This is a genomic window from Haloterrigena sp. H1, from assembly GCF_005938085.1.
GTDB lineage: Archaea > Halobacteriota > Halobacteria > Halobacteriales > Natrialbaceae > Natrinema.
On sequence record NZ_SMZK01000002.1, the window covers coordinates 523,355 to 548,951 of the forward strand.

A 25,597-nucleotide genomic window follows, 5' to 3' on the forward strand; every position below is an offset into this window, starting at 1 on the left:
ACATGTGTTTCAACTATCAAAACATTCTGTGAGAAGTTCGCAGATGTAGTTACCGAATTGCTCGACTCAGTTTCAGACATATTTCTGAATAAAAAGTCGTGTTACTAACTACTACTAGGTGACGGCAAGGTCGTGGAACGGACTCATACTCTGGCGAAAGCCCGGCAGCGCAACGGCCACCGGCCGTGAGCAGCCCGGACCGTGGAGGTGGTGGGAGGTGGCGGTGACTGCGTTCACACCAGCAAAAAAGGGGTACCGCTCCGGCTATTCCCACCAGCGGCCGCGCTCGGGGAAGTGGATCGTCGTCCAGCCGGTCACGGCCAGTGAGACACGGCCTTCGTGCCAGTTCCGGGCAGCCTTGTGAATGCGAACTTGCTCGCCTTCCTCGATCCACGGTGCGTCAGAGGACTTCCAGATCGTCACGCGTGTCTGGCCACTGTCGTCTGCAATGAGCCCGACCTGTGCGATGCTTGGATGCGAGGGATCCCACAGGGTTTCGACACGCCCTTCGATGCTCACTTCTTTCCGAGAGACCTCCTCGAGTTTTCCAATGGGAATGACGTGTCCGGGCGCCGTCTGCAGTTCCTCGAACACGTTGACAACCGCACTCGTCAGGTCTTGGCCACCGACGACGGCTTCACTCAACCACCGGCTGATCGCTGCTCGAGACCAGCCATCTAACTGCTTCGCGAGTCGCATCGACTGCTTGTTCACGGCCGCCAACTGCTCTTGGGTGAGTTCTGTCCGGGGATCCGCTCGTTCCGGATCCGCCATCGGATCCACGCTTGCCACCCGTTTTTGGAACTCGAGACGCCGCTCTTTGCTCTGGTTCGCAGCGATCGCTCGCGTCCGCTTCTCTCGACCTTCTTGTGTTCCTATCTCGGCCTGGGCACTGATCCGCTCGAGTTCATCCTCTCGTGCTCGAATGCGTTCTTCCTGCTCGAGGGTCGCGCCGTGGATCCGCTCATCGCTCGTGTCTGCGATTCCGTCCGGGTGGTTCGCATCCACCTTTGCTTGGACCTCTTGCTCGACCGTTGCCTCGAATTCCGGCGTCTCGTCGACGACCGGGAAACCGTCTTTATCGACCGCCTGCTCGCCCGCCTGTTTGAGTGCCTGTTCATCGACCGTAACGACCTTGCTACTCGAGTTGTTACTAGACATTGGATCTCACTCGATCCGAAGGCGTTCACGCGCCTGCCACCGCGATGCTACTACATCGCGGTTTTCCGACGACACCGACCGACTAGATCTATCTGCGCGCTCGCGCTCGCGCCTTCGCGAGCGTCCATCTGGGCGCGAGTGAGAGCGCGCCTGAATGAGGTGTCCCAACCAGCACCGCGCGGCGTCCCGCCCGAAGCGAGCGGCCAGCTTTAAGCCGTTTCTCGTGTCCGGCCCGGACTGCGGGTCCGTGTCCAGCGCGACTGTCGTCGAGAACGCGCGCCGCAGTATGGCGCGCGACAGCGCAGGCGGCACCAAGCGCTGGAACGCGAAAACCCGCGAGGGGCGCAACCGAAAACGCGCTTAATGCTGGCGTCGAGACCAGATTCATTGTAGCCCGGAACGATGAGCGACGCCAGGAGCGAACCGCAGCCCGGAATGGTCGGTCGCGAGCGACGCGGAGGGCGGCACGCGGCGAGCGGAGCGGGCCGATCCTAAGAGCGAGCAACCGACGCAACAGCAGCCCGATCAATCCACGTGGGTGGGGCTTTCACCTACTATCGAAAGCGGTGATTGCACGCCGCTCAGTAAGATGTCTACTAGTACAGCTGCTTCAGTAACCCACCCGCCACTACAGCTGCAAATGTTTCGGTCATCCTGTTGATTAAGACTCTCGGACAGCCAAGTTACAAAAGTTACTTGTCATTTCCGGCTGGGTTTCGAACATGAACCGTCGTACCCTCCTCACAACACTCGGTGTGCTCAGCGTTTCAGGTTTTGCTGGATGTTCCCAGTTTCGTAACGACGATGCCCCCGCCGGGAGTCTCCAATTCGAAAATCGAGACAACTTTCCACACAATATCGGGATCTCGCTGATAGACATTGGCGCTGAAAGTGAGACGACAGCAGATGGCTACACCGTCTCTGGGAACGTGACTGTCCCACCTCAGCAACGAACATTGACCGCCACTTCGTCAATGGATCCCGGCGAAACTCAGACATTTGAAAATATCTTTACGGAATCAGTATACTATTTAGTTGAGTTCACGCTCGACAGTACTACGCCTGGTGAAAATAGTCGAGTCCCCTTCAACCCGTCACCGTCTGAAAGGGAGTACTACACCGTCGCAGGAGTTGTAGACTCATTTGGTGAAATCTCGAGGGTGGTTCGTGCAACGGACAATCCCGGTATGTTCGAACAGTAGGTCAACCCATATTGTGGCAACTGATACACGTACACTCTGTACAATTACTCATACCCGTTATGATAAGGAAAATAAGGGTCCAGGCCGCTTCTGCTCTCAGTTCACTCGACATGCTGTGACTCTCAGTTACGACGATCTTTGATTGCTTACTCTCCCTCGGCTGTAATCGCATAATAGTTCGCAGCGAGGTCTTCGCGAGTGATCCGAGCGAAGGGAAGCGAAATGCGTGCGTCTCGCCAGCCCGGGACTCGAGCGTGCCAGGGGCTCTTGACTGAATCTTGAAAGCAGTAACAACACTCATGGCAGTTTTCATTAGAAAGAATATTTATCTGGGGATCGGACCTCACAAAATACATTTGGATTAAATAAAATAGGTAATATATGCCCTCCACTAGACGATTATTCCTTGCGACAGTCGGAACAGCCACTCTCAGTGGATGTGCCAGACTGGATCTCTCTAAAAGTGACAAACAGCGTCTCGCACCGAAACCGTTTCTCACTGAGGCGGGTGACTGGGAACATCCTAACTACGATGCAGCAAACACGAATGCTACGCTCGAATACGCGGCTCCTGACACTCTGTCTGAATCTACTAACTGGGTTGCCACATACACGGCTCGAACTATTGACAACGTTGCTGGACCAATCGTTGCAGACGGAATTGCCTATCTAGTATATGCTGGCGTTGACCGCGGTGAGGAGTTTGAGCGACTCATTGCCGTTGATGCCCGGACAGGTGAGGAACGATGGCAAGTTGAGATACGTGGCAGTGCCTTTGCCTATCCACCGACAGTTGCGGGTGAAACTGTCTTCTGGCTCACATCCGTTGACAAGCTCTATGCGCTAAATACGGCTGATGGGACCATCCAATGGACCCACGACAGTCGTAACTATAGACGCCCAATCGTTACCCACGGCCTCGTCGTCACTGTCGGTGGAACTCTTAGCGAACCCGTTCTTGAAGCCCTTGATCCGTATACTGGAACACCATACTGGACTCGCAGTGAGGACAACCGTGACTGGCATCTTGTCGCCGCTAACAACGAAGCGATATACGTGACGCTTAGTGCAGCACATGACGGAGAGTCGTCAGAACTACACGCATTAGAGCCACACACGGGCGAAACACGATGGAGGAATTCAACAGTTGCACCACGAAACGCAGCAGTGAGATCATCGTATCTACTCGCGTCAATTGGCAGACCTGATGCACAGAAATTGTTTGCACTAAATCTCACAACACAGGACCTCAAATGGTCAGAAACCGCTGACCTCCAGTATGAGATGGGCAGGCAGACGATTAACGGTGAGCAGTCTGTTGCGGCTGTTGCTGAGAATCGCTCTCTCGTTCATCATGGTTTTCACGACTATACTCATGATCGTGTTGAGTGTCGTGACCTCAATAGTGGAAACGTGCTATGGACAGTCGTAGGGGAGGGTGATGGAACAGTTTCCTTTAGTCTACCAGTTATCGCTGGCGGAAGCATGTACCTTACCGAACACCATGAGCGCAGTGAGGAAACATCGTCCAGTAGACTCCGCGTGTTTGATCTTCAAGACGGTACTGAACAGACGCAGGTAATGATATCCGAACAAAGTGTTGGGAGCCCTGTCATCGCTGATGAGCAGGTATTTCTTTCAACATGGTTGCCTCGTAACCGTGTCAGTCTATCGGCCCGATAGGATGCAACACTAAGTTCAGAGTATCACACTGATGTGGCAAAGTAACTGCTCAAGATATGATAGTGACTAGACGAGTTTTGACCGGTATGTGGTTTACCTGTATTGACCGTTCACCTATCCACGGTTCGCCTCTTATCAGACGGAACTTCGGAACAGAACCAAGTGTCCACTACAGACTTTTCCTCGAGAGTCGCTCTTCATTACCTCCAGCGTCGACTTACTCCTCGCGATCGGACAACCTCTCCGACAACCGGTCCAGTTTCTCTTGTGCAGACTCACGGCGGTCTCGAGTGGCGTCCGGTCGATATTCCATCGACACGATGTCGCCATCCTCGAGCGTCACCGACAACACACCACCATCCGCTTGAGCGGGCTCAGGCAATCGAGCCACAGGGACATCGACTTGCTCGATCACCTGCTCATTCTCCTCGAGCAAGATCACGGCAACCTCACCGTCCTCAATTCGATCGACAACGCCAGTGTAGGTCCCATCCATCTTTCTCACCCCATAGCAGGAGCGACAGCTCCATCAATTCCACTGGCGACACTACCTGTGACAAGCGGAGGAGATATCAGAGAGTTCGTCTCGTCGTCGGAATCAGGTGTCTCCGCAAGGATATCCTCTGGGTCCGTCGAGAACAACTCTTCCGTCTCTACCTCGATTGACGTGCCATCGGTGCGAACCACAATATCGCCGTGGACTCCCGTCCAGTACGTTTCGATCTCTCGAGCGGCAAACCGTTCGAGGACCTCATCGCTTGGGTGCCCGTACTGTGAGTCGTAGGCACTCGAGATGATAGCCGTCTCCGGATCTACGGCATCCACGAAGGCGTCACTCGAGGAGGTCGATGAGCCGTGATGGCCAGCCTTGTAGACATCGCTCTCGAGGTCGCTTCCCCACTCATCGACCAGCCGCTGCTCGACACCAGTATCGACATCGCCGGGCGCTAAATACTGGAAGTCGCCAAACTCGAATGCCAGCACCACACTGTTATCATTAACGTCGCTCCCAGCGTCCCCGGCAGGTGGGTTCATCACTTGGGCAGAGACATCGCCCTCGAGCGGTAGTTCATCACCGCTTTCGACGATGAGAAGCTCGACATCATACTCGTCGACAGCATCGAGATAGTTCGCATAGGTCGCAGAATCCGATGGGACGCCCGAATCGTATGCGGTTCCGACACCCTTACCAGTCGTCTCGAAGTGCTCGATCACAGCGGCGTGACCACCGATGTGGTCGGCATCAGCGTGTGTCGCGACGAGGTGGTCGATCCGATCAATCCCTTGGGCCTCGAGATAGGCGATGATCTCACTGCCGTCCTGGCGCCAGTCTCCAGTATCGATCAGGATCGTCTCATTGGCTGGCGTGATGATGAGAGTCGAATCGCCTTGCCCGACGTCGATGTGGTGAATCTCGAGTTCTCCCTCGACAGTGTCGACAGTGCTCCCGTCGAGTCCATCGCTCTCGTCACCGTGATCGCCCTCTACATCGCCGTCCGACGCATCGATATCAATATCGCCGTAGGCGTGCTCGACCACAACTTGGCCACTGGTGTCGACGAGCCGAACCACGTCACCATCGTCTCGCCAGATATTCACGTTGTATCCCCAGTACAGTTCGTTGTCCGTTGGATCGCCTTCACCGGTCGTTATCTTCACCGCCTCCCCAGACTCCAAGACGAACTCACTTGGAAACGAAAACGGAGAGAGGCCGCCATCGACCTGTCCACCCTCTCGGTCACGGAGTTCAAACCCGGATAAATCAACGGATTCATCGGCAGTATTCTCAAGAACGATGTACTCCTCGTCGGGCGATACGTCCTTGACATTCATATCAACAACCTCGAGAGCATTCCCAACGGTCTGAGAGTCGCCAATCGCATCCTCGGGGCCGCCGGTGTCGCTCGCACATCCCGCAAGAACGACGAGGAGCGCCACGGAAACCACGAGGGTTGCTCGGTTCATATACGGGTCATCTCACGAGACGCGTTTGAGTGTTCCGTCCAATGGGGGAGCCTCGTCGACGCCACATCTCAACAATCGCCAAGGATTGGCTACTAGTCGGTCACGAGCGACTCTAGATACGGGACACTCTACGCATGATCGTTGCTACCGATGGCGGTTGCTATCGCATCCGGAATCGTCGTAGCCAGTTCTTCGATCTCGCGGTATCGGAGCCGAGTTCGCTCGAGTTCGACAGTCCATTCGTTCGCCGAACCGTCGTTAATCGCGTTGAGGTGTCGGTCGAGGCGATGTTCCTGCTGATCAAATCGCTCCACGAGTGTTGCACACAGATGGCGAACGAGTGGATCGTCTCCGTCTGTACGGAGACGGTTGTCGAGCGCGGCGGAGGCACGATCTTTTGCGTCGCGAACGTCTGCACCCGTCGTGTCAAACTCAGGGATGGAAGCGGTAGGCTGGTGAGTGGCTGGTATATCCTCGAACTCCGAGAGAATCAGTGCATAAGCATGGTGTTCCACCTTTTGACGCACTGCGAGTGCGAGCAACTCCTTCTCGTACGCATCGTCGGGTCTGCCGTAGATTCCGGCATGCTGCTGGATCGAAATCTCGTATGCATAGGAGTCCATCTCGTCCGCACCGTCCTCGATATCAAAATCGACCTGCTCGGTAACCGTGTCCGTTCGCTCGTTGAGCCGTTCGTACGCGTCGTCGAGTTCCTGTTCAAATGAGTTCGCAGTCGTGTCCTCTCGTGCGGTTTCTTCGAGTGAGTCGCGCAACCGGACAACATCAGCGAGACGTGCGCGTGCACTGGCTGCCTGGGCGGCCGAATACTGTGGTTCGACGATGTCGGTGTTCCCTTCATCGTGCACGTGGTGCTCGCCCGTCCGGATGGAGCCGCGGACGTTGTCCAGCCACTCGTCTAGCTCCCCATACGCGATAACGACCCACGAGAGATTGGGTGCAACGTACGGTAGGTCCTCGATGACGGACTCGTACTCATCGCGTAATGCCCCGAGAGTAGCGATGATGTCGTCTCGCTCACGGTTACCGCGCTGGAGATCCGCCAGGGCGACTGCCTGCTCTGCGCCACCCAATGCACTTCGGAGATCACCGAGAACGTCGAGCCGTTCCGCCGCCGAGAGCCCCCCAAACGATCCACGTTGTCCTTCAATATCCTCGAGTGTTGCTTTCGCCCTTTCGAACTGTTTTCTAGAGTTCGCTATAATTTCCCGGTCGTCGGCCTCGATCTCCTCGTCTGGCCACCGCTCTCGAGCTGCGTCTACGCGCTGGGCAAGTTTGTCGAGGGCGTCAGTGAGATGACCTTCTGTTGGACGGAGATATGTAGGAGATGAGACGATGGGATAGTCAATCTCCTGTGCTTCATGCAACGCGTCGCGGTCGGACCACCGTCGCAGACGGCGGCGCTGGGAATATCCTCCGAGTCCAACTACGGCCATTCCACCTCCGAACCAAACAAGAACGCTCCGCCGATTCATTATAAAATACAGTAGGTTGGTGGATGATAATTGCTGGGAATGCGAGTAGTTACCAGGTTCGAGAGATCAAAACAAGGATCCAGATCGTTTCCGATCTCGATTAGTCGATGTACTGTAATACCCACTCACGGCGGTCCTCGATTGCTTGCTCTCCCTCGTTTGTAATCGCGTAGTAGTTTGTGCGCCTGTCGAGTTGCCCTTTCTCGACAAGGTCCTTATTCACGACCGTATCGAGATTTGGATATAGTCGCCCGTGATTGATCTCTGAACTGTAGTACTGCTCGATCTCGTCTTTGACGTCCTGTCCAGATGGCTGGTCAGCGCCCGCGATCACGTACAGCAGGTCTCGTTGGAATCCTGTGAGGTCGTCCATGGGACAGCCATTCAGTTGAGATGATACTTGTTATTTCACACGTACGTAGCTGTAAGCACATCCAACTAGTCGATTCTTTATACCACTAGCTGACTCTCGTTCCGTTCACGACATCCTGAGACTGTGATCGTAATGGTTCGACACTCGAGGGAATCTGCCCCATCACGCACGCTCAGCGGTCGTAATCATCTCACTCCGAACTCGAGAGTAGCTCACCGACGTACTGATCTTCCCACTCCCGCCGGGCCTTGAGTTCGCGTCGGCCACGTGCTGTAATCGTGTAGGAGTTCGTCCGACGGTCGACCTTCCCCTTCTCGACGAGTCCCTTGTCGACGACGTCGTCGAGATTCGGATACAGTCGCCCGTGATGGATCTCGTTCTCGTAGTATTCTTCGAGTTCGTCTTTGATTGCGAGGCCATGTGGCTCGTCCCGACCGGCAATCACGTACAGCAGATCCCGCTGGAATTTGGTGAGATCGTACATATCTGGAGATATGTGTCTCAGTTGATGAACGTTCCGAGAACAAGTGACAACACGGAAATTCACATTCTGCTCTCGAGATTTTTCCAAGAGTTACAACGTCTTACGCTCACAGGGCGTTCCAAAGCAGAATGGCTGGATGGTTTGACTGGCAGTTAGTCGACGAGCCAGCCACCGTCAACGTCGACGGCAGTCCCATGCATGAACGAGGCGTTGTCGCTCGCGAGGAAAGCAACGACCTGCGCGACTTCTTCTGGCTCAGCGTAACGTTCAGCAGGCGTCTCCTGGACAATCTCATGGACTTCGTCGGGCGTCTGCTCGATCATGTCTTCGGTCATTCCCGTCTCGATGAATCCTGGACAGACGGCGTTTGCTCGAATTTCAGGGCCGTAATCGTGTGACAGCTGCTTGGTGAATCCGATCACGCCATGTTTCGAGGATGTGTAGGCAGCACCGCCGCCACCAGCGACCTTGCCGGCAATGGAGGCGGTATTGATCACGACGCCTTCCTTGTCACCATCGATAAGTGCTGGCAACGCTGCTTTCGTGAGGAGGAACACGCCCTTGAGATTGATATCCATGACTCTGTCCCACAACTCTTCGGACGTCTCTCCAACCGGGGCGTAATCGTCGAGGATGCCTGCGTTGTTACAGAGCACGTCGATCGTGCCGTATTCGTCGGTTGCTTGCTCAACGACTGCCTCGACACTATCGCGATCAGAGACGTCGCCGACCACGCCGATTGCCTCACCACCGTCGGCTGCGATTTCGCTCGTGACCTCGTCGAGACCGTCTTCGTCAATGTCGACAGCGACGACAGACGCTCCTTCACTCGCGAACTCGAGTGCCATTGATCGGCCCATGCCCGATGCTCCACCGGTAACAACGACAACACTGTCAGCTATTGAAACCATACAAGAAACTTCATTCTTAATACGCAAAAATCACACCCCTATTTTTTACGCGCTGACAGTCTCGTTGCTGGCCCGCTAACGTGACTGGCTCGGCCGCACCACCCGGAGCGTACGGTTCGTCAGTTGCCCTTATATTCTTTCTTGAAGCCACGGAACTCAGTGCGGTGCGCTTCCTCGTCAGCGAGTAACGTTACTGCGAGATCCTCACTGACGGGGTCGTTTGCGGCTTCGGCTGCATCGACTAATTCACGATACGTGTTGATCGCATCTTCTTCGGCATCGAGTACTCCGTCGATAACCGAGGCAATATCCGTGGTGTCCGCTGGCGGTTGAAGCGTATCCTGATGAGCAACGAACTCTTCAGACCCTGGTGGACTGGAATCCAGTTGCTTGAGCCGCTGGCCGAGTTGTTCGGCATGGCCGAGTTCTTCCTGTACGTCCTGTTGGAGGCTGTCTTTGATTTCCTCCGCATGGATTCCATCAAGAACAATCGAGAGAGCTTGATAGTTCATTACTGTCTCCATTTCATCGTTATACGCCTGCTTGAGGAGGTCAATAACCTGATTGTTTGACATAGCATCTGTATTTCAGATCAGAGAAGTATAGTCCCATCGGCTATTTTATTTGCCTGACCATCACGGAAACGCTACAGTATCTCTGACTCTAGTTTTCACACCGAATCCAACAAACGATCGTCAGTTCTGAATCCCCATAGCATCGATCTGTTCTTGGTATCGATTCCGAATCGTGACTTCTGTCACGTGAGCAACGTCGGCGACGGCTTTCTGTGTTCGTTTCTCATTACACAATAGAGAACTCGCATAGATTGCTGCCGCAGCGTAGCCAGTTGGCGATTTTCCCGATAACAGTCCCTTCTCCGCAGTTGTCTCGATGATTTCAGTCGCTTTCGCCTGCACTTCTTCGGAAACCTCGAGTTCAGAGCAGAAGCGAGGGACGTACTTTTTCGGATCAACGGGCTCCATTTCGAGGGAGAGTTCCTGCGCGATATACCGATACGTACGCGCGATTTCCATGCGTTCAACACGAGAAACTGCCGAAATTTCGTCTAGCGACCGGGGAATACCCTCCATTCGGCAGGCCGCGTATAGGGTACTTGTGGCAACGCCCTCAATGGAGCGTCCGCGGATAAGATCTTCATCAAGTGCACGTCGATAGAGCACACTCGCAACCTCTCGAACGGATCGCGGAACACCCAGCGCGGACGCCATCCGATCAGTTTCGGAGAGAGCAAGCTGGAGATTCCGCTCGCCAGCATCTTTTGTTCGAATCCGCTCTTGCCATTTCCGCATCCGGCTGAGCTGGTGGCGCTTTTCTGAGGACAGTGAGCGACCAGCGGCATCTTTGTTTCTCCACCCAATCGTGGTTGTCAAGCCCTTGTCGTGCATTGTTTGGGTTGTTGGTGCTCCTACTCGAGATTTGCTGTCCCGTTCTGCCGCGTTGAACGCCCGCCATTCAGGCCCTCGATCGATAGCTTCCTCTTCGAGAACCAACCCGCACTCCGCACAGCTAATCTCACTCTCGTCTGCACTTCTCGTGAGCGCACTTGACTCACATTCAGGACAGGTCTGCTCGCCCTTTTGTTTGGTTAGTTCTTGCCCTGACTGAGGTTCGTTCTCTTGCTGTCGGTTTAACCGCTCCATCGATTAGTTAACTATCAGCACTCTCAAAAGTTAAACGCTGGGTGGAATTTCTGAACTCAACAATCAGTGAATTGATATGGGTGTTAACTTTTCCCGTGTCTCTAGATGCAGGTGGCTGTCAAGTCAAAACCAAGCTAGAGTACGCCATGATGATCAGTTGGCCACGAGGCGTCATTACCGGGATCAAGGCAGCCGTTGATTGCTACGGAAGCGTTGAGAACCCCTGTCAATCACTCATCTTCGAGTGCAGCGTAGATATCGGCGTGACGACGTCCGTCAAGCTTCCCCATCTCGAGGGCGATCTCGTGGCGTTCCTCATCACTCTCGGCCGACTGATACCGCTCGTATAGTCGGCGGGCTTCTTCGTCGACCGTCGCCGAGGAATCGGTGCTGGACGCCATCTCTATATTGAACATACTCATTGTGTCCCTTTATCAGTTGCGACGAGCACACGCTCGGAAGTAAATCACTGCGGTATCGGTGTCGACAGCGGCTTCGTCGGTCGCAAAGCGGTGCAATAAGGCACGAACTTCGTCGCCGTATTCGAATGTGTATCCGTTCAGCATGTAGAAGACGACGACCGTTCGGAGTGCAGTTCGCTTGTTCCCGTCGACGAACGGATGATCTGCAACAAGCAACCTCATCAATTGGACTGCTTTCTCATGGATCGTCTGTGGGACCTCCCCGAAAAACCCCTCCGAAACGTACTGCAGTGCAGATGCAACTGCATCTTCTGATCGAACCCCTGATTCCGTGTTGTCGCCTTCCTCGACAATCTGCTCGTGAAGGTCAAGGAGTGAACTACCCCACCCTACTCGCTCGCTTGCGCTCGCTCCTTGAGGGAGGGGCTTCCTGCTTCGATGACGCGCTTTGCAGGAACCGAAGTGGTTCCCGTAGGGAGCGCAGTCTCCACAGGCGGTGATTCGGAGCGTCCCGCTCCTAACTGTTTGATACCGCGAGAAAGAATGTTCCACGCTGCGTTCCAGTCCCTGTCGGCGGTGAAGCCGCACGAGGGACAGGAGTGTTCGCGAACCCACAGCGGTTTGTGGGTCGAGACGCCGCACGCCGCACACTCTTTGGTCGTTCCGGCTGGATCGACCGCGACAAAATGCGTGCCTTCGCGTTCGCACTTGTACTCAAGCAGTCGAAGGAACATTCCCCACGCTGCTCCGGCACGGTTCCGTGAGTTGCCGTCAAGTTCGACCAGACCTTTCGCGTCTAGGTCTTCGACCGCGACGAGATCGTACTCTCGTGCGTAGTACGCCGAGAGTTTGTGAAGGAAGTCGCGGCGCTTGTTCTTCAGGTCGGCGTGGCATTTGGCCACGCGACGGCGTTGTTTCTCGTAGTTGCTCGACCCGTGCTCTTTGCGTAAAAGCTTCCGTTGCTCTCGCTCGAGTCGGTCGCGTTCGTCCGAGAGGTCGGCCGATTCGATCGCGTGGCCGTCGGTGTCGTGGGCGTACTTCAGAATACCCACGTCGATCCCGACGACGGTCTTCGGACGATCGGGCTTCTCCGGCGGCTCTCGGTCAACTTCGACACCGAACGTAGCGAACCACTCGCCCGTCGGTTCCTTCTTGAGCGAGACCTGCTTGAGTGCGGCGTTGTCGGGGATTTCTCGATGGAGCCGGATCGGTATGTCCGCGAGTTTCGAAAGTGACAGCACAGTCTGGCCGCCCTTCTTGTCGAGCTTGAAGCCAGATTGATTGTACGTGAAACTGCGGAACTCGCGCGGCGGCTTCCACTTGAGCATCCCGACGCCGTAGCCGTTCTGCTTGAGCGCAGAAAGGCTACTGAGGTTGTTAAACAGGCGTTCGACGACGGTTTGGAGAACTTTCGAGTACACGTCCGAGAGTCCGTCCCACCACTTCTTGAGGTCGGGTAGCTCCGATCGAAGTGTGGTCATGGACGGCAGTTCGCCGTGGTTCTCTCGGTACTCGTTGAGGCGGTAGCGGGTATGGTTGTACAGTTGCCTACAGATATCACGATGTCGGTCCAACTCCTCGCGTTGGGCGTCGGACGGCTCAAGACGATACTTGTAGGCGTAGTACATCAGCTCTCGCGTTCCTCAATGAGTTCGTCGAGTTGACCACGGACGAACGACGAGAGGTTCAGGTGGTTCTCCTCAACCCACTCGGCTTGGTCCTCTCGAATGGTGATATTCTTCCGTCTCACGACATACGTATTATGCGCACAGGTACGCATAAGTCCTGCGGAACGTGGGCCTGTGGGCCTGCCGCAGTAGAGTGTATGAAAAACGAGCGGCGCTATATCCCCTCCCTGCTCGCTTCGCTCGCTGAGGAAGGGGGCTTAGCGCCTCGATTCAGCTAAATCAACAGAGGGATACGCGACGTCGTCAGTCACAGTCTTGGCTTTCTCATGCTTCCGGATAACCATTTCCGATAGAGGGTGTCATAGAAGTCTTCTCATGCTGTTTATTACAGCCACCTCTACGGTGAATTGGCTGATGAGTAGGTCTGCGAACTAATCGGATTCGTTGACAGTGAACTCGACCGTGAGATATGGCGTCGTTCCCAAAACCAGAAATCGGTACGTACCGGACTGAAGCTCGCCATCGAGGGGGGCGGCTCGCTCTGTTAACGCTTGTTCTGAGAGCGTGAGTTGGATGGTAGTACGTTCGCCAGCAGGGAGTATGAAGGCACAGAGGTCATAATACCCATCTGCAGTCCACGTTAGGTGCGCCCATCCGTCGTTCGTCTGCTGCTGTAGTGCCCACGGATTGTGACAGCCGAGGGTGAAATCGGACGTACCCTGATTGCGAATCTCGAACTCGACTGTGTCGCCCAACCGAACAATATCTGGTTGAACAGAGAGGGTCAACTGATCATGTTCGTAGACAACATCCGCTTCATCTGCGTATTCGGGGTCTGAGTTTGCTTCCTCGGAGTGGAATGCGGAGACGGTACAGCCAGCAAGCGGCACTGAGGCAGACGCCCCAACAAGACGGAGGAGGCGTCTGCGTGATGGCGGGGAAGGAATATAAATCAACTATTGTTGTCGCTGGTAAATACTTTCTCTGTACTGAGCGATCGAGAGGTGGGTCTCTGTGAGACTTCTTCCAAGGGGAATTCTTTGAGCTCGCCAATCACTATGGCTGCTTACTGAACGGTTCAGAGGGTTTTTACTACTGCGAAATATGTATTGACAAAAAGTGATTATAAAGTATATGCCTTAGAATTTAGCAACTTGACTGATATACTCCAAACAGCGGCTCACCATTGTCGTCTAGTTCAATATTGAGGCGATATTCTCGACATTCAGCATCTGTATCATCGGCGCGGGCCCAGAATTCACCTTCTATATCTTCCGGCCGTCGAGCAAGGTTGAAGTAGATATCATAGACACCGGACTCCACAGGCAGGTCTTCGACTTTTTCGACTGTGGGTGAGCCATCAACTGCTGGCGGAACCGCGGTAAACCCATCATACACCTGTTCACCGTCGTCTTCGACGATTACCAACACGGACTGTTCGTTGGGAGTGTAATTATGAAATTCTATTTTATTAATCCTTGATGTCTGTTCTTCAGACCGAGACAGATCGATACATCCAGCTAAACCTAAGCTACAAATCATACCTCCGAATTGAAGCGCACCACGACGAGACAGGGGAGGGCACATGATAGATTAGATGTGATTGACAGATAATATTTTTGTGCTTTCGTCCAGTACGTGTTTTCCCTATATTCAGCAGCTCGTTTCCGACGTCGATCCAAGAGTTAGGTAGCTGCTCTGGTAACGCTTTCACCTGTACTTATCGAATCAGGATGCCCACATAGAGGTGTGAGTGGAGTTCTATGACACCCTAATTTCCGATAAGCTATCAGTTATCCGCCTACGTGTCGATCTACTTGAAACAAACGCCTATAGAATGTCGCTAGCCTTGGCGATTCATCGATTTGATACCGAAGCGTAGCGGCGGTCGCAGGCTTTCACGAGACTCGTCTCAGTTGTTTTACTGTTCGTTCAGCTCCTCAAGGAACCAGCCGGCCATCGTCCCAATACGAATGCCGTCGATGTTGCGCATCTCGAGGTCAGTCGTGGCGGTACGGAACGGATAGTGGTCGACGAGGACGCGACGGATAACCGTACGGACGGGTTCTGTCCCGTATCTGTCCACGGCGGTCGCCATCGCCGCGTCGAAATGCGCATCCTGGTGATCCTCTCGAGGGTTCTGTGCGCGCTCGAACACGAGCTCAACTACCTCGTCGACCGATGCGTGCTCGGGGTTTCCGGTACGTTCACGAACGTCGTACAGAGCGTCGCCATCGGGCATCGCTATTCACCCGTGGTGTCTCTGTCTGTATCCGTGGTCGTCGGATCAAGCCGACGCTGCCGGCGGACCTCGGCAAGAGTATCTTTGAGCGTTGCCAAACTGTCGATGGCCGAGAGCTCGTCGGTGATCTCGTTGAGGAGCACGGCTCGCTCGACAGCGGCCTCGTCTCCTTCGGTCGTCTCGATTGACTCAACGCGAATCTGTCGGTCTTCATGCCAGCCACAGGTCCAACAATTTCGGGTAATCTCAATACACTCGTCTTCCTCGGCCGCAAGGAGCGCGTCGGGAAGTGATGTCGAAAGTGGTTGCTCTGGGCCCACTTCGAGCGTAACCGGTGAGTCGCATGCAGGGCAATCCATAGTCGTCTCGAGGGTCGCTCGTATGTTAAAGATGTGAGAACAACGAGACAGACTTGCACACGGTCTTCGCCGAAAAGGGGTAGGTAAGGACGGGTATTCAGTTCAGGGCGGTGACTGTGAACCGATTGGCAGCAACGTCGGTGTCAGGGCTGCTCGAGCAATGACCGGGCCCGTTGCACGTAGCTGTTTGCGTCCCAGCTGCGGGCATCGCTAATCTCGTCAAGAATAGCACGAGCATTGGCAGCTGACAGCTGTTCGGTGCGAACGAGTACTGAGAGCAGCGTCGGCGTTGTGACGAGCCGCGTATCGGCGAGCGAGGCGTGGACCAGGCCGAGTTGATTGAATTCATCACAGAGCAATAGTGTGGCGTCGAGGTCATTCGCGAGGGTGACAGCAGCGTTTTCGCCGTCATCAAGCGGAAATTCGGCGTCGAAATCGACCGATCGTGCCTCGAGCGTCTCAGTTCGGTCGAGGACGGTCGTTGCAGCCCGACCGTGTACGTCATCGTATGAGGCGGTCTCTCGGAGTTCCTCGATGACCACTGTTGGGACGATGACCTCGTAGCAGGACAGACAGAGCTCGAGTAGATCGGGGTCGTCGTCAGCAACGACCCCGAGACTCACGAGGGAAGAGGCGTCAGCGACGAGCGTCGACATTTATGCGTCGGCGACCTCGTCGATGAAGTCCTCGTCCAGCTGCTGTTTCAACACTTGGAGGTTCGCCGCCTCTTCGGCACCGACGAGCGCTTTGAGTTGCTCGAAGGCGATCTCGTCGTCGTAGTAGGCGGCCGCGATTTCCTGTGTGAGCGCGTCGTCATGGGTCGCCTCTTGGAGGTACTCTCGCAGCGCAGTCACGAGGATATCAGTCCGGTCTTCCCCGAGGACGTCTGCGAGGGCGTCGGTCCGGTCGATAAGTCGGTGGGGCGCCCGGAACTGGACGCGCTTTTTATCGCTACTCATTATGTGTACATTGTGAGCCAGTCCATTTAGCGTTTGTCGTGTGTACAATGTGAGCCACGCTCGCCTCATGTCGACGATCGGTCGGCCGATCGTCAGTCAGATACGGTATGCTTCTCGAGGTCGCGTGTCCAATAGGTAGCTGGCCCACTCGGACTACACCACGCACACAGCTGTAGCGAGCCTTCAAGACGGCCAAGTTCAACGCGGAACCGCGTGAGGGCTGCAAGCGCGTCGACGACGGGCCCACAGCCATCGCAGGTGCAGTGATCGCGCTCGTCAGGGTCCGGTCCGCCTGGATAGCGCAGTCGACACAGATGGGGTGAGAGACTCGCTCGTCTTTTCCCCGGGTATGTGCCTCACCGGCCTCGGTGCCAGGCAGGGTGTCGCAGAAGGCACAGCCAGCGAGCGTCTGCTGCATCACTCACCCACCTCGTCGGCATTGCAAGCAGCCGTCCAACCTTGATGGAAGACAGCAAGCTGGGTGCTCGAGTCAAAAGCGGTCCCACTTGGCTCATGGATGAACACCCGCTTGCCAGGTACCGGCGTTACCACACCGTTATCGATCAGTTCCGTAACGAGCTGTCGGGCGGTTGTCTCGCCGAGATCTGCGGTCACGATGCGAGTTGCATCCTGATCATGGGCAACGAGTCTGGCCTCGAACCGGCTGTAATCATCTGCAGTGTCGTCAATCGGGTTTGGATCAGTCATTGGAAACCACATGGAGGCACACCGTTGAGCGCGCCTCATGCCTCACGGCGCCAAGAAACTCGCTGCTGGAAGTGCGGTCGGAGTCACGCTATCTAACTACATTTGACCCAAGGGTATTCAGTACCATGACACGAAGTAACGTTCATGGGAAGCATAGCCGAGTCTCGACCGATACTGGTCGCAGTTGGTAACCCTGACCACGCAGAGCAATTGGTCCGGACAGCTAGTGACCTCGCCCGGGTGACCGATGGCCTCGTACAGATCGTTTCTGTGGTCGCCAAACCAGGTAACTCACCGTTTTCCCTGTACACCGATGAGACGATTATCGAGCAGTATTCGGGAACCAGCCAGAAAATACTCGACAAAGCAACTAAAGTCGCCCCTGACGATATCACGGTAGCTAGTGAGCTAATCGTCGGCCGATCAATTGCTGACGGCGTGCTCACAGCAGTTGGACAGACCAATGCGCGCGCACTCGTAGTGGGTTGGCAAGAGCGGAAACGTCGAACAAATGCTGTCCTCGGTACTACTATCGATCGGCTTATTGAGCGTGTACCGTGTGACCTCTATGTCGAACGAATTGGCCAAGAGGCGAATGGTGTCGATTCCATTCTCTTACCAGTGGCTGGCGGTCCTCACGTCCGTCCGGCAGCATCCATAGCGAAGGCAATTGCTGCTCGCAACGACGCCACCGTATATGTTTTTTCAGTTGCCGCTTCTGATACGGATTCCAAGACAGCGCGCGAGTACATTGCAAGTGCGGAAGTGAATCTCGAAGAAGCGACTGGCCCTCAGATTCAGATGGAGTCAGTGATTCACGATGGTGACGATATAGCCGAGGGAATTATTGAGGCCGCTATTGACCACGATGTGATCGTTTTCGGAGCAACACGCCAAGGAGCTTTGCACCGTCGTCTCGTTGGTTCGGTTCCGCGGACAGTAGTACATCGGACTGACCGAACAGTACTTCTCGCCCGTGCTGGTGATGTTATTGATCCCTCTGCGAAACGCCTCTTGCCTTGGGTGTGAGTTCGACGAGAACACACTCGACGAATGAAATGAGTGACTCTCGACTCCGATCATTCGGAACACGTAACTCGAGGCCAGACCAGGGTGGCTCGGAGGGCTGTCGGTGAGTTGGTGTTCGATCAATACCACGGTCTCGTGGGTGCTGTCGCTCAGTGGTCATTCGCTATCTCGGGGCAGTTCGACCGCCCCGCACCCATCTCGGGGTGAGAAAACACTCCGGTGTGACAGTTTTAGGACACGTAGCTCTATTTAAATCCCATTTTTTAGATATTTGCTTCCGTGGAACCACTGCGCACTACAGGTGCGTATTCTCCGTGCTTCGAAAGAAGGGGAGGTGGAGCTTCGATCAGAATCGGTCGTACAACACTAATCTATGGTAACATAACGTGAGACCGATAGAGACCTCAGTATCTGTTGTTCCATCAACAACTTCTTTATCAATTTGCATCTCCCGTTCTAGTATGAACCGACCAACGAGGCGGGCAATCCTGGGATCCCTCGCAGGTGGAACGCTCGCCGGTATGGGTGGCTGCCTGCAAATGTTCTCGGAGAACGCAAGCGGTCCCAAATCCGAAGATGAAAGTTGGAAGACTGTCTCGCCAAACCCGTTTACCGCCGTCGCCAAATCCCGCTCTCCGGTAGCCACACTCGGCGGCTCCAATCGATCGGAATCTTTCGGGCGGGCAGTCGCTACGACGGGCGATACTGTGTTCGTCGGCGTGCCCCAAGCTACTCCCGATGGCGTCAAAAAAGCCGGAATCGTGGCCGTGTTTGAACAATTGGGGAATGGATGGGAGCAGACAGCGACACTGACTGGTCGGAAACATAAACGCGACTATTTCGGCGGACAGATCGCAGCCAGCGGGTCGACGCTGCTGATCAGCAACGAGTACAACTACTCGGGGACATCGCGAATCCCCGTGTCGGTGTTTGAGCGATCGAACGGTGACGGCTGGGAACTGGCGACGGAACTAACTGAGCGGGTCTACGTCGAATCGATGGCCGTGGACGGTGATACGGCCGTCCTGCGGACGGCAGACAGCGACGAGCTCGTAGATGTCTTTGAGCGCGAAAACGGAGAATGGGGACAGCGACAGACGCTGTCTGCTGACAATCGGAACGACGGACGGATCGTCAGATCAGTTGCGACTGATGGAGAGACGATACTGGTCGGAGCGCCACCGAAGGCAGGGCCGAAGCGTCGCCGCGCCAGATCGGGCGTCGTTCACGTCTTCAAGCGATCGAGCGGTACGTGGAACCATCAGACGACCCTCTCCGGAGCGACGGGGAGCGATCACTTCGGCTGGTCGGTTTCGGTGGCCGATAGGAAGGCATTGATCGGCGATTACATCAACGATACAGCGTACGTGTTCAGCCTCTCAGACGATCACTGGTCTCGCGAGCAGATGTACACTGCGACCAGTGGTGATTCGTCTCAGTACTTCGGTGACACAGTTGCGATGGACGGCAATACGTTGCTAGTCGGCGCACCGCACGTCCAGTTCGGCGACTCGGTCGGTGCGGTATACAAGCTAGATCAGCCGTCCAGTACAAACGACCCGCGAGGTATATATTTCACAGCACCTGATACGTCCGAGCAGTTCGGCGACGTGATAGCGACCACAAACGGAACAACAATCGTCGCAGGCAGGCATTCCGGGGAGGGGTTCACCTACATTTACGAACAGTGACTCCGGTCGATCTCAGAACGTGAATCCGTTGTATCAGTGGCTTTCCCGACATATTCTAAACGGAAAGCAGCGCGAGTGGAGTGATAAATGTACGCTTTGTACTTACCGCAGAGGGTTCTGAACCTATCACTACCTGCGGGTTTCAGCAGAGCCGAATACGTGCAACGAGAGTAGTCTGACCGAGTTAGCCGGGCGCTGCGGACATTCAATCGAACTACACCAGCACTAGTCAGTCAGCGTTCCATCAATCGCTCAACATGGCTAATCCGGTCGTCTATCGGAGGATGTGTAGACACTATTCGTGTCCAGCAGTGGCAGATTCGGCGTACAGCTCTCTCGTATGGCCTTGCAGGGGATTGTTCATCAGCTGTCCCTGTCATCCGGATGTCTCTGAGTGCACGTAACCCATTGGCAACTTGGTGTGGGTCCTCGAGAAGGTTGGCTGCGTATCTGTCTGCTCGATACTCGAGCTGTCGTCGGATCCACGAGAAGACGACTCGTCCAACGAGCACTGCGCTACCGGCAACCAGAAACAGCATCCAGTGGTGCTGCACAAAATACCGAACAGAGGGGAGGGACGGAGCTGTCAGCACTACCGCCCCAACCAGAGAGACGACTGCGTGGTTTTCGTCGACGTGACCCAGTTCATGAGCTGCAATCATCGCGATGTATTCGTCGTCAAGTGCTTCAAACGAGTGCTCGTTGATCAGAATGATTTTGTAAGCCGGAAAGACGCCGGCAGCAAGTCCGTTGATTGTCTGTCCGAACTCGCCAGTAGCCACTCGAAATGTAACGTCTTGGTCGGCACCGATCTCACATGCAGCGCGTTCTCGCTCGTTCAAGGGTCGTGTTGCGACATGATTCCGAATGAATGTACCCGACATCGCCACTGTCCCTGCAAGAAGGAGCACCGCAACAACAAGCTCGAGTAGTGATTCTCCAAAGATGAGCAGTGCACCAGCGACGAATAATACGAGAACGCTGAATCCGATGACTGTAATCCGCGTAATCGCATCCATACGAGAACTCTCTTCATCGAGAATCCGCCGCACTTCCGATAGCACATATTGTGCTGGGGAAACGACAGAGTGTACGAGAGCAGATGCCATGACACTCATGACTGCCAAGGGGATGGCGACCATAGAGAGGTCGACGGTCGGAACAGCCCATCTGACATAGAGAGCACAACCGAGAAATACCGCTACCGAGAGCAGTATCCACGGTAGTAGCTCGGCTACAGATCTGCGTAGTAGATGTGTGACCATCAGAGCTACTCCTTTCTTCTGTCGACGAACCGCTTTGTACGAGTCCAGAGTGAATCACGATCGGGAGACGAATCCACGTCTGTCTCGCGTTCTGAACGCTGATCATGTTTCTCAAGTCGTTCCTCACAAGTTGTCAGTTGATCGCGAAGCGTTCGATTGGTTGCCTCGAGTTCATTGATACGCTCAGTTTTCTGTTCGAGCGTGGCCTCGAGTTCGTCGACACGGTCAGTCAACAGTCGATTCTTCTCGACCAGATACGCACGATTCGGAGTCCGCTCCGATTTGTCACGGCTAGCAGTGGTCGACGGCTCGCTCGTTCTGTGTGCAGATTCGGTTGCCGTCTCTCGAGTGTCCGGATCGTAGAACTCAGAGGTACTCGCGATCGCTCGTTCGATGGTCTTCTCGCCGTACGTAGAGCCGTCAGCATAGTGGACTTCATCCCACTTGTTTCGGAGCAGTCCCGATTGGCGGAAGAGCCGATCCATCTGCTGGTGGTCACCGCCAGTCCAGAACGCCAGCAAACAAAACAGCGCCATATCCGCTTCTGACTGACTCTCATAACCAGCAGTCGAGCCACGCCACAGCCGCTCGAATTTCTCACTGTTCGATGCGTTCCGTGCTCGCTCGAGCAGCTCCTCGTCCTCGAGGTCAACATCGGTATGGGCTGCACTGCCCGTCGTTTCCGTCTCGTCCCTACTGCGATGGCCCCCAGGTTCGTGCTCTGGATTCGGGTCAGTATCTTGGACGTACTCACGATGGATCGCGACCAGCGCGTCCTGCCGACGTGCAACGCGAGCCTGCGTGTCCTCGAGGCGATCGCCGGTCACGGTGAAAAAGCGCGCAGTGTCGTACAGTTCGATGCTACCACGCCGGTTCCGCCCGTCTGGGAGTTCCCCCTCAATGAGTACATGGAACCCAGTACCCGACGGAGAGATCTCCGTATAGGAATCGAGTCGCTCGATGATGTCCAGTGCTGTGTCGTCAACGTCACCGCTTTCGGGATCCCGACAGTCATCCAGATCCACGCCGACGATGGGATCGTCGTCGGTAAAGACGAATTCAATGCCATCGGCATTCCCCGTGTCAGCGTACTCGAGCGCTGTCTCGAATGACTCCCATGTCTCCGGGTCCGTCGATGACGCGAACGCGTCACTCCCGGGTGTCACGGGTATCTTCGTCGGCTTCCCATCTCGAGGCTCTTCTTTCCAGCAGACCCACTGATCGCGTTTTCGCAAGTCTGCTGGGAGTACTGTTCTATCGAGTGATGGTGTAGAACTCATTGGTAATACCCCCGAGGGGCACTTACTGAGGCCCTCGAACAAACTATATCAGAATATAGATAGAAATGTCGATTCTGTGTATGGTGTCTAAGCTCCCTGTCCCCGCATCGTTCTGCGGATGGTATCCAGTGTATACTAGTTGGTTTTGGGTGGTGTTTTTGCGTGGACAGCGTTCCCGTCATGCGATTCTGCGTGGACAGAGGTGTCCATGCAATTTTCGTGGATGGCAGATCTGCGTGGACAAATGGTGGAAATGCTCTATTTTGGCGATATAAGCAGCTATAGCTGCCAATATCGCAAATCAAATGCCATCGGCTAACGAACTCTCCTGAGACGTGATTACAGTACCCCATAGTTCTGATAGTAGTCATTATTCAAGCTGTCATAACGAGACGCTGTTCCATGAGCAGCGGAAATTCAGCTGTTTTAGCACACTTCTCACAAAGAGTGACTGTCTCCATTTTCACTCTAGCGCCGCAGTAGACGGTAAGACGCCTCTCTACGTCGGAGCCGGTAAACTAGACAATGCCAGGATGCGGGACTTGTCAAGACGCGGTGGCAAGGTGAGTGGACGTACTACCGAATCGGAGACACAGCTGTACTCCAATTGCTTGATCTCGCGAGCGCACTCGCGACGGATGCAGAATGACCCTCGTTAGGGTCGAGACAGCACTCTTCAATTTGTAGGGTCACGTTTAACTTGTCTATAAGAGTGATTACGTGGTCAGGACCGTCCGTACATGCTGGTCAGTCAGGTGTCGTGCGCTGGTTTCCGGGCCTCGATAGTGGCGGAAACGAGGTAGTCACCGAGGTCGCGGTCAGCGTCCCAGTCGCTGATGAACTCAGTGCTCTCGTCCTTGGGCGCTATCTCGATTGCTTCGAAGCCAGCACTGTCGAGCATCGCTTCAAGGGCGTCGACGGTTGACGCACCGGTGACGCAGCCAGTTAGCGAGTCTGGGTCGATCCTGACGTCGTCAGGGAACGGCGCGGTTTGGACGACGTCTGAGATGGCGACGCGACCGCCGGGCTTGAGAACACGGTAGGCGTCGTCGAACACGTGTTGTTTTTCGGGGGCGAGGTTGACGACGCAGTTCGAGATGACGACGTCGACGGTCGCGTCGGCAACGGGAAGGTGACTGATCTCGCCGAGGCGGAACTCGACGTTGTCGGCGTCGTTCTTCGTGACGTTTTCCCTCGCTTTCGCGACCATCTCTGGTGTCATATCGACACCGATGACGTCGCCGTCCGGGCCGACCTCCTGTGCAGCGAGGAAGCAGTCGAAGCCGGCACCGGAGCCAAGGTCGAGCACTGTCTCGCCGGGCGTCATCTCGGCGAACGCCTTCGGATTTCCACACCCGAGGCCGAGGTCTGCACCGTCGGCGACCGACGCGACATCGTCCGCGTCGTAGCCGAGGCGTTCGCTCCCGGTCACGTCCGCGTTGCCATCACAGCACCCACCGTCGTCGGTGACATCGAGGCCGACATCGCCACAGCAGTCCTGACCGTCCGAAGCGATAGTCCCGTAGCGTTCGCGCACCATCTCACGGGTCTCCTCGGGGTCGCGGTCACCAGCCACCGTATCGTTATTCATGGGTACCTCGCAGGTCGTCAAGTGTTTCGAGGAGGGCCGCGGTCGTTTCAGTCGGTTCGTAGTACCGCCACGACCCCTCCTTGCGGCGCGTGACCAGTCCTGCGGTGTACAAACGGGAGAGCGCTTGGCTGACGGCACTCTGACTGACGCCGACTGCGGCTTCGAGATCGCAGACGCAAACGCCGTCATCTGCGTTCGCGATTCGGCGAAGCAGTTCGTATCGCGTGTCGTTCCCCATCGCAGTTAGCACTTGGAGGTCCGTCGCCATCGCGTCCGAGTCGACGTCGCCGGGAGGTGCACAGCAGGTCTCAGCTCCTTCGGTGGTTCCGTCAGCGATCGCATCCTCTTCCATATCAGCAATAGCTTATACAAGTAGATACTAATATGTTTTCCTCAACGGGGTTATTCGAAACTTCGGAATCAACTTGAACCCCCTGTCGCCGCCTCAACACCATCGATTTGACCCGATCAGTGCACTAAAAGGACGAGTACACCGACAGAACTGTCGGCTGTACTGAATCGCTATACGGCGTTGGATTTCACTGTTTGACGGCCCGCTTGAGCGAGGAGTTAACCGTCTCTGTACTGTACCACAGCCATGATAGAACAAACCATATCAAGCGTAATGACACAAGACGTACAGACTACCACCAGGGAGACGACGGCCAGCACTATTGCAAGAGTGTTCGCGGAAGACGATATCGGATCCGTGGTCGTGACCTCTCCAGAAATGAAGAGTATTCTAGGTATCGTTACCAAGTCCGATATTATGCACCAGGTCGCTGTTGATGCAGATATCTCGTCCATCTCTGTGGGTACGTTTATGTCGACACCGGTCGTCACGGTAGTGTTCAGATAAGCTGATTCCATGCGAAGCTGAACGATCTGAGCCAGTCGTCGGCAGTTTCTGCTTCGGCATTGCTAAAGCAGTTTGAGAAACAGAGAGTTCGTCGTTTTATCTCTCGAAAGACACGTTCAACAGCATTCCGATTTCCATGTTTCTCGTATCTGAAATCGAAGCCGTGACGCTGACATGCATCTTGTAACGAATGCGATCCATCGACGAGAAACACGGCGTCGGAGACGTCGTGTTTCTCGGAGAGTTCCGTAAGAAACGAATGAGCAAGAACCTTCGCTGTTGTCGGCTCAAGCTTTGTGTGGAGCAATTCGCTTGTCTTGGGATCGACTGCGGCGTACAGCCAATACTGCTCATTATTCAGTTGGATCACAGTCTCGTCAACCGCAACGTGATCCGGACACCGATCAGATTCGGGCTGTAGATCGGCCTTGTGAACCCAATTGTGAACGGTGGACCGAGCGCGTTCGACACCGAATACCTCAAGAATAGAGACAGTATTCGAAAGCGAGAGTCCCGCGAGATGCAGCTGAATACTGAGCTTCATCAGCAATCGCGGTGTCGCTTCTCGTTCAACAAACTCTAAGTTGATCTCGTCTAAACAACCATTGAGGCGGTCGTTTTCGGGCATAGA

The 25,597-nt window shown here is 55.1% G+C and carries 28 protein-coding genes and 2 pseudogenes; 5 read left to right on the plus strand and 25 right to left on the minus strand.

Annotated features, from left to right (window positions below; translation table 11 throughout):
- Positions 1 to 264: 264 nt before the first annotated feature.
- Positions 265 to 1,161 (minus strand): replication factor A, encoded by an 897-nt coding sequence (locus E2L06_RS17925; RefSeq protein WP_138782971.1) that lies wholly within the window; start codon positions 1,159 to 1,161, stop codon positions 265 to 267.
- Positions 1,162 to 1,883: 722 nt separating this feature from the next.
- Between E2L06_RS17925 and E2L06_RS17930 the strand changes: the two genes are divergently transcribed.
- Both E2L06_RS17930 and E2L06_RS17935 read left to right on the plus strand, forming a co-directional pair.
- A complete protein-coding gene (locus tag E2L06_RS17930) occupies positions 1,884 to 2,363 on the plus strand; it encodes a hypothetical protein (protein ID WP_138782972.1) in 480 nt (159 codons plus the stop codon).
- Positions 2,364 to 2,744: 381 nt separating this feature from the next.
- A complete protein-coding gene (locus tag E2L06_RS17935) occupies positions 2,745 to 4,046 on the plus strand; it encodes a PQQ-binding-like beta-propeller repeat protein (protein ID WP_138782973.1) in 1,302 nt (433 codons plus the stop codon).
- A 217-nt stretch (positions 4,047 to 4,263) separates the two neighbouring features.
- On the opposite strand, the gene E2L06_RS17940 is transcribed toward E2L06_RS17935, so the two are convergent.
- From E2L06_RS17940 to E2L06_RS18020, 19 genes and pseudogenes are all read right to left on the minus strand, one after another.
- Positions 4,264 to 4,542 (minus strand): DUF3006 domain-containing protein, encoded by a 279-nt coding sequence (locus tag E2L06_RS17940; RefSeq protein WP_138782974.1) that lies wholly within the window; start codon positions 4,540 to 4,542, stop codon positions 4,264 to 4,266.
- A gap of 5 nt (positions 4,543 to 4,547) precedes the next feature.
- Positions 4,548 to 6,011: an MBL fold metallo-hydrolase gene (locus E2L06_RS17945; protein WP_138782975.1), complete on the minus strand. Its 1,464-nt coding sequence runs from the start codon at positions 6,009 to 6,011 to the stop codon at positions 4,548 to 4,550.
- Between the two features lie 128 nt (positions 6,012 to 6,139).
- Positions 6,140 to 7,465, minus strand: coding sequence for a hypothetical protein (locus E2L06_RS17950; protein ID WP_138782976.1), 1,326 nt, complete (start codon positions 7,463 to 7,465; stop codon positions 6,140 to 6,142).
- A 139-nt stretch (positions 7,466 to 7,604) separates the two neighbouring features.
- Positions 7,605 to 7,877: a PadR family transcriptional regulator gene (locus tag E2L06_RS17955; RefSeq protein ID WP_138782977.1), complete on the minus strand. Its 273-nt coding sequence runs from the start codon at positions 7,875 to 7,877 to the stop codon at positions 7,605 to 7,607.
- Between the two features lie 190 nt (positions 7,878 to 8,067).
- Positions 8,068 to 8,361 carry a PadR family transcriptional regulator gene (locus E2L06_RS17960; protein ID WP_138782978.1) on the minus strand — a complete coding sequence of 98 codons (294 nt, stop codon included), beginning with the start codon at positions 8,359 to 8,361 and terminating at the stop codon, positions 8,068 to 8,070.
- A 152-nt stretch (positions 8,362 to 8,513) separates the two neighbouring features.
- Positions 8,514 to 9,272 carry an SDR family NAD(P)-dependent oxidoreductase gene (locus E2L06_RS17965; RefSeq protein WP_138782979.1) on the minus strand — a complete coding sequence of 253 codons (759 nt, stop codon included), beginning with the start codon at positions 9,270 to 9,272 and terminating at the stop codon, positions 8,514 to 8,516.
- Between the two features lie 119 nt (positions 9,273 to 9,391).
- Positions 9,392 to 9,847 carry a ferritin-like domain-containing protein gene (locus E2L06_RS17970; protein ID WP_138782980.1) on the minus strand — a complete coding sequence of 152 codons (456 nt, stop codon included), beginning with the start codon at positions 9,845 to 9,847 and terminating at the stop codon, positions 9,392 to 9,394.
- 120 nt (positions 9,848 to 9,967) lie between these two features.
- Positions 9,968 to 10,933: a transcription initiation factor IIB family protein gene (locus E2L06_RS17975; protein ID WP_138782981.1), complete on the minus strand. Its 966-nt coding sequence runs from the start codon at positions 10,931 to 10,933 to the stop codon at positions 9,968 to 9,970.
- A 230-nt stretch (positions 10,934 to 11,163) separates the two neighbouring features.
- Complete coding sequence (locus E2L06_RS22085; RefSeq protein WP_171052426.1) at positions 11,164 to 11,334, minus strand: hypothetical protein; 171 nt, start codon at positions 11,332 to 11,334, stop codon at positions 11,164 to 11,166.
- Between the two features lie 33 nt (positions 11,335 to 11,367).
- Positions 11,368 to 11,730 (minus strand): annotated as a pseudogene (locus tag E2L06_RS17980) (type II toxin-antitoxin system death-on-curing family toxin); the annotation flags it as partial.
- Between the two features lie 14 nt (positions 11,731 to 11,744).
- Positions 11,745 to 12,983 carry an RNA-guided endonuclease TnpB family protein gene (locus E2L06_RS17985; protein ID WP_138782982.1) on the minus strand — a complete coding sequence of 413 codons (1,239 nt, stop codon included), beginning with the start codon at positions 12,981 to 12,983 and terminating at the stop codon, positions 11,745 to 11,747.
- Positions 12,983 to 13,105: a hypothetical protein gene (locus tag E2L06_RS22830; protein ID WP_255542762.1), complete on the minus strand. Its 123-nt coding sequence runs from the start codon at positions 13,103 to 13,105 to the stop codon at positions 12,983 to 12,985. Before E2L06_RS22830 ends, E2L06_RS17985 begins: the two co-directional genes overlap by 1 nt.
- Positions 13,106 to 14,129: 1,024 nt before the next feature.
- Positions 14,130 to 14,525 carry a hypothetical protein gene (locus E2L06_RS17990; RefSeq protein ID WP_171052427.1) on the minus strand — a complete coding sequence of 132 codons (396 nt, stop codon included), beginning with the start codon at positions 14,523 to 14,525 and terminating at the stop codon, positions 14,130 to 14,132.
- A 379-nt stretch (positions 14,526 to 14,904) separates the two neighbouring features.
- On the minus strand, positions 14,905 to 15,225 hold the full coding sequence (locus E2L06_RS17995) for a hypothetical protein (protein WP_138782984.1): 321 nt from the start codon (positions 15,223 to 15,225) through the stop codon (positions 14,905 to 14,907).
- Between the two features lie 2 nt (positions 15,226 to 15,227).
- Positions 15,228 to 15,584, minus strand: a complete 357-nt coding sequence (locus E2L06_RS18000) for a hypothetical protein (protein WP_138782985.1) — start codon at positions 15,582 to 15,584, stop codon at positions 15,228 to 15,230.
- A gap of 143 nt (positions 15,585 to 15,727) precedes the next feature.
- Positions 15,728 to 16,240: a hypothetical protein gene (locus E2L06_RS18005; RefSeq protein ID WP_138782986.1), complete on the minus strand. Its 513-nt coding sequence runs from the start codon at positions 16,238 to 16,240 to the stop codon at positions 15,728 to 15,730.
- Positions 16,241 to 16,543, minus strand: a complete 303-nt coding sequence (locus E2L06_RS18010) for a hypothetical protein (protein WP_138782987.1) — start codon at positions 16,541 to 16,543, stop codon at positions 16,241 to 16,243.
- 92 nt (positions 16,544 to 16,635) lie between these two features.
- Positions 16,636 to 16,961, minus strand: a pseudogene (locus E2L06_RS22535) (hypothetical protein).
- On the minus strand, positions 16,961 to 17,251 hold the full coding sequence (locus tag E2L06_RS18020; protein WP_138782988.1) for a hypothetical protein: 291 nt from the start codon (positions 17,249 to 17,251) through the stop codon (positions 16,961 to 16,963). Before E2L06_RS18020 ends, E2L06_RS22535 begins: the two are co-directional and overlap by 1 nt.
- 144 nt (positions 17,252 to 17,395) lie before the next feature.
- Between E2L06_RS18020 and E2L06_RS18025 the strand changes: the two genes are divergently transcribed.
- Entirely contained in the window at positions 17,396 to 18,280 is an 885-nt protein-coding gene (locus E2L06_RS18025; protein WP_138782989.1) for a universal stress protein, read from the plus strand.
- Positions 18,281 to 18,741: 461 nt separating this feature from the next.
- Complete coding sequence (locus E2L06_RS18035; RefSeq protein ID WP_138782991.1) at positions 18,742 to 19,971, plus strand: FG-GAP repeat protein; 1,230 nt, start codon at positions 18,742 to 18,744, stop codon at positions 19,969 to 19,971.
- A 233-nt stretch (positions 19,972 to 20,204) separates the two neighbouring features.
- Here the strand turns inward: E2L06_RS18035 and E2L06_RS18040 are convergent, their stop codons facing one another.
- The 4 genes from E2L06_RS18040 to E2L06_RS18060 all read right to left on the minus strand — a co-directional run bounded on the left by E2L06_RS18040 (position 20,205) and on the right by E2L06_RS18060 (position 24,459).
- Positions 20,205 to 20,990 carry a M48 family metallopeptidase gene (locus E2L06_RS18040; RefSeq protein ID WP_171052428.1) on the minus strand — a complete coding sequence of 262 codons (786 nt, stop codon included), beginning with the start codon at positions 20,988 to 20,990 and terminating at the stop codon, positions 20,205 to 20,207.
- 251 nt (positions 20,991 to 21,241) lie between these two features.
- Positions 21,242 to 22,516, minus strand: a complete 1,275-nt coding sequence (locus tag E2L06_RS18045; RefSeq protein ID WP_138782993.1) for a hypothetical protein — start codon at positions 22,514 to 22,516, stop codon at positions 21,242 to 21,244.
- Between the two features lie 751 nt (positions 22,517 to 23,267).
- The gene (locus E2L06_RS18055) at positions 23,268 to 24,107 is read right to left on the minus strand and encodes an arsenite methyltransferase (RefSeq protein WP_138782994.1); all 840 of its coding nucleotides are present in this window, start codon (positions 24,105 to 24,107) and stop codon (positions 23,268 to 23,270) included.
- The gene (locus E2L06_RS18060; RefSeq protein ID WP_138782995.1) at positions 24,100 to 24,459 is read right to left on the minus strand and encodes a helix-turn-helix transcriptional regulator; all 360 of its coding nucleotides are present in this window, start codon (positions 24,457 to 24,459) and stop codon (positions 24,100 to 24,102) included. The genes E2L06_RS18055 and E2L06_RS18060 overlap by 8 nt, the downstream gene beginning before the upstream one ends.
- A 273-nt stretch (positions 24,460 to 24,732) precedes the next feature.
- Here E2L06_RS18060 and E2L06_RS18065 point away from each other — a divergent pair, with 273 nt between their 5' ends.
- Positions 24,733 to 24,966, plus strand: a complete 234-nt coding sequence (locus tag E2L06_RS18065; RefSeq protein WP_249361504.1) for a CBS domain-containing protein — start codon at positions 24,733 to 24,735, stop codon at positions 24,964 to 24,966.
- On the opposite strand, the gene E2L06_RS18070 is transcribed toward E2L06_RS18065, so the two are convergent.
- Entirely contained in the window at positions 24,959 to 25,594 is a 636-nt protein-coding gene (locus E2L06_RS18070; protein WP_138782996.1) for an IS6 family transposase, read from the minus strand. The two genes, E2L06_RS18065 and E2L06_RS18070, sit on opposite strands and share 8 nt — an antisense overlap.
- Positions 25,595 to 25,597: the final 3 nt, after the last annotated feature.